Genomic DNA, 7,743 nt, shown 5'->3' with positions numbered 1-7,743 from the left:
CACCCACACCGACACCGACAACGCCGACGACACGTCCAACCCGTCCCCGTCCGGCACCGACACCTTGCCCGTCGACCCGTCGAGACGCACCGCCGTGCCCGCCTTGCCCGTGACCCAGCTCGTCCCCCCGGTCAGCGTGCCCTGGAACCCCCAGCCCGAGGAGTCCGCCGCGAGCACGCCCGCGCCCTCGTCGAGCTCCCACGTGCCCCGGGCCCCGGCCACCGCCGTGACCCGCACGGTCTGGGTCGCGACGTTCGACCACGTCGTCCCGGCTCTCACGCGGAACGTGAAGCTCGTGGCCCCCACGAAGCCCGCGGCGGGCGTGTACGTGAACGCGCCCGTGGCGGGGTTCGTCAGCGTGACCGTGCCCGACGACGGCGCGGCGACCACCTCGAACGTCAGCGCACCGCCCACCGGCGACGAACCCTTGAGCGTCCCGGTCGTGGCGACCCCGACCGACGTCGCGGTCAGGCCCGCCGTGGCGACGGGCCCGCGCGGGTCGACCCACGGCAGCCGGGCCGTGCCGGCCGTCGAGCTCGAGGCCGCCATGACGAGCGTCGCGCCCGGCACGTTCTGCTTGGTGCCCGTGACGTTGTTGTACGCCCCGTCGAGCACGGTCGTGGCGCTCTGGGCGAAGCTGATCGACGCGAGCGGCGTCACCTTCTCGATGATGTCGTCGAGCAGCTCGCTGCGCGTGTAGACGACGCGCAGGAGGCCCGTGACCTCGTCGATCTCCACGATCGGTCGCGTACCGCGGCGGTCCACCTCGTGGAGCGGGTCCCACGTGCCGTTCGGGCGACGGACGAGGAGCCCGATCACCGTCGCGCTCGACGAGTCGTACGACGTCTTGACCGCGGCGTAGAGGGTCCCGTCGGACGCGACCGCGACGTTCAAGTGGTCGTCGGCCATCCCGTCTCCGAGGTTCAGGGCCGAGGACTGCGCGGGCTTCTCGTCGGCCGCCCACGTCGCCGGAGAGGCACCGTCGACGTGCGTGCGGAAGCCGAAACGCTTGGTGCTCTGGTTGGACCAGAGCACCCCGATCTTCCCGCCCGGCAGCGCCGTGACCATGCCGATGTCGTCGTCCAGGACGCCCGAGGCCACCGTGACGGGGGTCGAGAACGACGTGTACGGGGAGTCGGAGTAGCGCGCCTGGATGCTCGTGCTCGTGTCCGAGACGAGCCACAGCCGGCCTGTCGAGTCGACGTCGATCGTGCCTGTCTCGCTGCCCGGCAGCGAGACCGCGGTCGCGGTCTGACGCTGGGACCACGGCTGGTAGGAGTTCGTGGAGGCGACGTGCTCGACCGAGACGAGCGACGTCGTCGGGCCGTGGAGCAGGACGTGCGCGACGTCTCCCACGACCTTGACGTCCGCACGCACGTCGGTGCGGTCCGAGATCCGCACGACGTTCGTCCAGGTCCCCGCGGTCTGGTCATGGCGCCAGACCCAGGTCCCCGCGGGCGTCGTGCTCGTCGACGCGAGCACGACCCACCACGTGTCGTGCGCGAACCACAGCTTGGACTGCGGCTTCTCCCCCGTGTTGCCGCTCAGCGGGACCGCCGTCGTCGTGAGAGCCGTCTCGGCGGCCAGGGCGCTCGGCCCGTCCGGCGCGCTCGGCACGGCGTCGAGCGACGGGGCGGGCTCCTGCCACGCCAGCGTCACGAGGCCCGGCTCGCCGGCCTTGGTGCCGACCTCGACGAGATACTCCTCGCCCTCGACCGCGTCGAACGTGACCCGGGAGGTCGAGACGTCGCCGTCGTCGTCGTTGGTCGCGACCACGGTCTTCGGGGCCGACGCCCGGCGCACCGCGACGGTCGTGTCGAGCTCGCTGCCGCTCGTCGAGAAGCTGATGGGGCCCGACGCCGGGGCCGTCCACCGCCACCAGAGCGACGACGCGACCCTCGACGGGGTCTGCGGACCGGCCCCGTCCGCCGAGAAGTTCGGGACGACGTCCTGCCCGACCGTGCCCCCGATGGCACGGCTCTCCGACCGGCTGTCGCCCTCGACGGCGGTGACGGGGACAGGCGTGGGCGCAGACGCAGACGCAGGCCCCACGTCGCTCGTCACGACCGAACCGGCCGTGGCGAGGACGAGCCCGAGGACCACGAGGGGCGCCACGGCGCGTGCGATCCTGCGGCGTGCGGTCCTCGGTCGACGGTGCGGGCCGTCGGTGCGTGCCGTCATGATCGATCCTGTCCGGAGTCACTGGCGGTGGATCCGTACGTGTCGAGCGACAGCTCGCGACGTACCCCCGGAGCGGCCACCAGATCCCATCGAACCATCGGCGCGGAATCCGGCGGAAGGTCGACGAGCAAAGTTCACCCGGGCGAGAGCCCCCTCCCAGCGCGTCGCAGCCCGGCACGACGCACGACGTGTGCGTTACTGTCGCGCCATGAACCGTCCCGGCAGCGAGCCCGACCTTGCGCGGACCGAGCCCCCTGCCCGGATCCCCGTCTCCTCGTACGACCCCGCGGACCTGACCTACCGGTGGTCGCCCGAGGTCGGTGCGTTCGCCCACCAGTACGACCGTGACCTCCAGCTCCTGGTCGTGTGGTCCGGGGGACGGGCGCACGAGGCCGAGATCGTCGAACGCGTCGCGGCCGACTTCACGATCCTCGCTCAGATCGAGGTCCGGTGGAGCGCCGAGAAGATGGTCAACGACTTCGAGCGGCTCTACGGGCAGACGCTGTGGGGCACGTCGCCCAAGCACGAGGAGGTGGGCGACGGCCCGTTCCTCCTGCTGATCCTGGAGGACCACGCCCCGGCCTACTCCTACCGGCAGAACGTCACGGGCTACGTCGAGCTCACCAACGTCAACGTCGCACGCGTCAAGGCCGCGGCCCGCGCGCTCACTGGTGGGTACCGCATCCACTCGAGCAACAACATCCGCGAGTTCTTCCGCGACGCGACGCTCGTCCTGGGGCCCGAGCGCCTGCGCGAGATCATCGCGCAGGAAAGTCCGGCCCACGGCACCTCGGTGCTCGCGGAGGACGTCGTGGGCAGCCACGGGTGGGACAGCCTCGACCAGGTGTTCCGCACCCTGCGCTGGACGTCCCGGTACGTCGTGCTGCGCAACTTCGACGACCTCCCCGGTGCCCTCGAGGACGACCACGAGATCGACGTGCTGTGCGACGACCAGACGGACCTCGCGGCCGTCCTCAACGCGAGCGAGGTGTACCCCGGGCCGGAGGGTGCGCAGTTCCGGACCGTCGTCGGGGGCGAGGAGGTCTTCTTCGACACCCGGTACGTGGGCGACGGCTACCTCGACACCGAGTGGCAGCGCGAGATCCTCGCGCGCCGCGAGTGGCGGGAGGGCCCGGTCGCGGTGCCCCGGCACGACGACCACCTCTTCTCGCTGCTCTACCACGCCAAGGTGCAGAAGCCGGCGGTCAAGCCCGCCTACGTCGGGCGGCTCACGCAGCTCGCCCTCGACGTCGGGCTGCCCGAGCAGGTCGCGCACACCCTTACGCAGGACGCGGTCGCAGCCTCCCAGCTCGACGGGTACCTCGCGGGGCACGGGTTCACGGTCCCGCTGCCCGTCGACCCGGCGGTGCACCGCAACGACGAGTTCCTCGCGCTGTTCCGGCTCACGCCGCTCGCCGACCCGCCGCTCAAGGTCGCGACGGCCGAGCTGTGGCAGTCCGCGAAGCGCAGCCCCGTGGCCAGGGCCGTGGGCAGGTCCCGCGCGGTGCGGGGCGCATACCACCGGCTGCGTTCCGCGGTCCACACGCTCAGGCACCGCGGGGCCTGAGCGGACGGGCGCCGGGCACCACGGGGCCCGACGAGGCCCGACGAGGCGCCGGGCGACCCGATTTCGCCCGCTCTCGCGGCGTCCTGCCATGGACCGGCCGCGGCGCTCACCGCTACCGTTGCCGGATCGATCGTGGGGGTCCGCGACCGCACACCACCAGTCGAGGAGTCGTCATGAGCATGCCTGCCGTCCGGGCGGAGGGGCCGCCGCGCTCGCTGGTCCGCAGGATCGTGGACCGCGCGCGGATGGTCTACATCTTCGGCAGTCCCGTCGGCGCGACGTTCGTCAAGGCCACCGACCGCTCGGTGACCGTCTACACCACGACCCGCGGGCGCCCCACGGTCTCGAAGTACTTCGCGCGCACCCGCGTCGGCAAGGACGCGTTCCTCGCCGAGAGGGCCACGGGAGACCTCTTCGGCGACCGGCCGTGGCGCATGCCCGTGGTGCGGTGGCACCGCCGCGGGTTCACGGTCCCGCGCCTGCCCGACGAGTCCCGGCTCGACATCGCCGGGCAGCAGCTCTCGTGGGAGGGCCGCGTCGACATGGGGGCGTGGACCCTGGACGTCCTGCTCGAGATCTACCTCACGGGCAACCTGCACGGCGACCTGCAGCCGCACAACATCTGGATGCTCGACGGCAGGCCCGTCGTGACCGACTTCGAGACCTTCGGGCCACGGACTCCGGGCATCCCGTTCCTCGACTCGGGAGACATCACGGGCAACGACCCGCGCCCGCGCGACCGGAGCCTCGACCCGGCGTTCGACCCCGAGGACGACTGGTCCTTCCACCACATGCTCGGCGTGAGTCTCCAGGACGCGGTCGACGCACTCCGGCCCCGGCTCGTCGCCGCGAGCGCCGGCGACCCCGCTGCCCTCGCGAAGCTCGAGGCGCTCGACGGTGTCCGCACCTAGGCGGGACGCGCACGCGCCCGTCCCGCCTCACCCGTAGCATCTGCACCACCCCGCCCGGCCGGTCCGGCGCGGTCCCCCGTCCCGGACGACCAGAGAGGGTCAGCCGATGTCCGAGTCCCTGCCCGGCGGATCCCGCACCACGGCCCGTCGCGCTCCCCGCGGGATCGTGGTCCGTCGCCGCGACATCGAGAGCAGGCCCGCGCCCGTGGGGGGCGGGTTCGCGCAGGTCGCGTACACGCGACTCCCGCTCCCCCGCGCCCTGACGCGCGCGCTCGGCACGTTCTGCGTCAACACGTCGGACCGGGTCGTGTCGATCACGTACGACGACGGCCCGCACCCCGAGCACACGCCTCGCCTGCTCGACCTGCTCGCCGCGCGCGGTGAGACCGCGACGTTCTTCGCGCTCGCCCGGCAGGTCCGGGCGCACCCGGGGATCGCCCGCCGCATCCTCGCCGAGGGGCACGAGCTCGCGCTCCACGGGCAGGACCACCGGTCGCTGCTGACGATGGGGGACGCCGAGGCGGTCCGGTACGTGCGGGACGCGAAGGACGAGGTCGAGTCGATCGTCTCGGCGCCGCTCGTCTCGTTCCGGCCCCCGTACGGTGCGCACACGGTCCGTCAGGCGCACGGCATCGCGGGGCTCGGCATGGACGTGCTCATCTGGTCGGGCGACGCGTTCGACTGGGTCGACGACGAGGAGGAGCGGATCGCCGAGCGCGCCCTGTCGACGATCTTCCCCGGGAGCATGCTCCTGCTCCACGACGACCGGGGCGACCCGGAGACGCTCGCGGCCGACGAGCTGTTCCCGGCCTTCGACCGCGCCCGGGTCCTGGACCTGCTGCTCGACCGTCTCGTGGCCGACGGCTACCGGACCGTGACCGCCCACGACCTGGTGACGACGTACCAGCCCGTCATGAGCATGGCCCGCGAGAGGATGCGTCAGACATGAGCACACCCACCGGCGCGCAGGCCCGCCCGGAGCTCTCGGTGATCATCCCGGCGTACGACGCGGAGGCGACCCTCGGGGTCCAGCTCGGCGCGCTGCTCGCGCAGCGTCCCGCGTGGCCCTGGGAGGTGATCGTGAGCGACAACGGGTCGAGCGACGGGACCCGTCGGCTCGTGCAGGAGTGGACCGGTCGCATGCCCGAGCTCCGGCTCGTCGACGCCTCGGCCCGTCGCGGGCCGAGCGCGGCCCGCAACATCGCGGTCGCGCAGGCGAGGTCGCAGGCCCTGGCGTTCTGCGACGCGGACGACATGGTCGCGGACGGCTGGGTCGAGGCGATGCACCGCGCCCTGGCGGAGCACGAGTTCGTCGCGGGCCCGTTCGAGGGGTCCCGGCTCAACGCCGACCTGACGTCGTCGGTCACGTGGACGGCCCAGACGGACCGGTTGACGGTCAAGCCCGGGCTGGAGCAGTTCGTCACGGCGGGCTCGGGCAACATGGGCGTGCGCGCGGCGGTCTTCGACGAGGTCGGGGGCTTCTACGAGGGGGCCAGGACCGCGGAGGACGACGACTTCTGCATCCGGGTCCAGCTCGCGGGGCACGACCTGGTGTTCGACCCGGACATCGTGCTGCACGTCCGACGCCGGGACGGTCTGCGGAACATCGCCCGGCAGTCCTTCGCGTACGGCGCGGGCGAGCGCTGGCTGAGTCACCGGTACGCGCTGCTGTACGCGCAGTCCTCTCCCCCGGCGGGCGAGGTCGGGTCGGCGGGTGACGGCGGGCCGACGGGCGGCGACGTGCTGGCGGACCTCGCCCCCGCGGAGGACCCGCAGCCTGCGGGCATCCCGGGCCGCCTCGCGGGGCTCGCGCGGCGTGGCCGGGCGCTCGCCGTCCGCGGTGGGTCGTTCGTCCGGAAGGCGTTCCGCAAGGCGTCCACGATCCGGCGCCCGGGGGACCTCTCCGACCTGGTGTGGCGGCTGAGCTGGAGCGCCGGGTGGAGGTTCGGGCGGGTCCCGGCGGCTCCGCCGATCGTCCCGCCGCCGGGCTGGCGGCAGGGCGCGTCCTAGCCCGTCGACGAGCCGGTACCGGCGCCCGTCGCCTCGCCCGTCACCCTGCTCACGACCCGACGTACCCGCTCACGCCCCCAGTCGAGGGGCGCGAGCGGGGCGAACCGCGCGGCCCACGCGACGTGGCCGAGCGCGGCGCGGACCCCGCGCTCCGAGAGGTCGGCCCGCGCGGCCCGGGCGGCGCTCCACGCGGCGAAGCGGTCGTTGGCGCGCAGCCGGTCGCGGTAGGCCGCGTCCAGTCCAGCAGGGGTGGCACGACCGACGCGCTCGGCTGTGCGGGCCTGCGAGCGCCGTTCGCGCAGGATCACCCGGATGCCGGCCGCGAGATCCCGGTAGGCGCGCGTGGTGTTGCCGGGGTGGTACCGGTAGTCGACGAGGACCTCGTCGACGAAGACGAAGGGCCCGAGGGTCGCGGCCGCGAGGACCAGGTCGAGGTCCTCGCCCTGCCGGTACGCGGGGTCGAACCCGCCCACGGCGTCGAAGGCACCGCGGCGGATCACGAGGTTGGGCAGCATGATCCCGGTCAGGCCGCGGACGACGTCTCGTGCGTCGCGGGCCGGGCGCTGGTCCGCGGCCACGAGCTGCTCGCCCGTCGGGTCGACCGTACGCATCGCGCAGTAGGAGATCACGGCGTCGGGTCGGGCGGACAGCGCGTCGACCGCGAGGCGCAGGCGGTCGGGGTGCCACCGGTCGTCGTCGTCGAGGAACGCGAGCAGCTCGCCGTGGGTGTGCCGGACGCCCGTGTTGCGTGCGGCGGACACGCCTGACGGGTCGAGCCGCACGACCGTCCCGGCGCCCGCGTCCTCGACGAGGCCGCGGATCACGGCCGGGTCGGGAGATCCGTCGTCGACGACGACGAGCTCGACGTGCGGGTACGTCTGCGTCGCGACCGAGGCCAGCGCCTCGGCCAGGAACGGCCCGCCGCGGTTGGTGGCGACGACGACGCTCACGAGCGGTTCGGCGACGGCGGCGCCCGTGGCGTCAGGACCTCGGTCGGGCACGGCTCTCCTCGGTGCGGTCGGGGTGAATTCGGTGAGATCGCAGGGGCCGGGGCCTCTCGCTGGTGGACAATCT

Annotated in this window: 6 protein-coding genes; 4 read left to right on the top strand and 2 right to left on the bottom strand. The window is 73.3% G+C overall.

The genetic code is table 11. The annotated features are described in order from the left end of the window. On the bottom strand, positions 1-2,181 hold a 2,181-nt coding region (locus IE95_RS19870; RefSeq protein ID WP_051703283.1), incomplete at its 3' end, for an Ig-like domain-containing protein. Between the two features lie 208 nt (positions 2,182-2,389). Here IE95_RS19870 and IE95_RS0117785 point away from each other — a divergent pair. The 4 genes from IE95_RS0117785 (at position 2,390) to IE95_RS0117770 (ending at position 6,669) form a co-directional block, all read left to right on the top strand. Further along, the gene (locus IE95_RS0117785; RefSeq protein WP_030153418.1) at positions 2,390-3,748 is read left to right on the top strand and encodes a hypothetical protein; all 1,359 of its coding nucleotides are present in this window, start codon (positions 2,390-2,392) and stop codon (positions 3,746-3,748) included. A 173-nt stretch (positions 3,749-3,921) separates the two neighbouring features. Next, positions 3,922-4,659 carry a hypothetical protein gene (locus tag IE95_RS0117780; RefSeq protein WP_030153416.1) on the top strand — a complete coding sequence of 246 codons (738 nt, stop codon included), beginning with the start codon at positions 3,922-3,924 and terminating at the stop codon, positions 4,657-4,659. Between the two features lie 106 nt (positions 4,660-4,765). Continuing rightward, positions 4,766-5,608 (top strand): polysaccharide deacetylase family protein, encoded by an 843-nt coding sequence (locus IE95_RS19865; RefSeq protein WP_051703282.1) that lies wholly within the window; start codon positions 4,766-4,768, stop codon positions 5,606-5,608. After that, entirely contained in the window at positions 5,605-6,669 is a 1,065-nt protein-coding gene (locus IE95_RS0117770; protein WP_051703281.1) for a glycosyltransferase family 2 protein, read from the top strand. Before IE95_RS19865 ends, IE95_RS0117770 begins: the two co-directional genes overlap by 4 nt. Here the strand turns inward: IE95_RS0117770 and IE95_RS19860 are convergent. Beyond that, positions 6,666-7,670: a glycosyltransferase family 2 protein gene (locus IE95_RS19860; protein WP_030153410.1), complete on the bottom strand. Its 1,005-nt coding sequence runs from the start codon at positions 7,668-7,670 to the stop codon at positions 6,666-6,668. The genes IE95_RS0117770 and IE95_RS19860 overlap by 4 nt on opposite strands. Between the last annotated feature and the right edge of the window lie 73 nt (positions 7,671-7,743).

The organism is Oerskovia turbata (assembly GCF_000718325.1).
In the GTDB taxonomy this organism is placed as follows: Bacteria; Actinomycetota; Actinomycetes; order Actinomycetales; family Cellulomonadaceae; genus Oerskovia; species Oerskovia turbata.
This window is presented reverse-complemented; position numbering and strand designations above follow the sequence as displayed.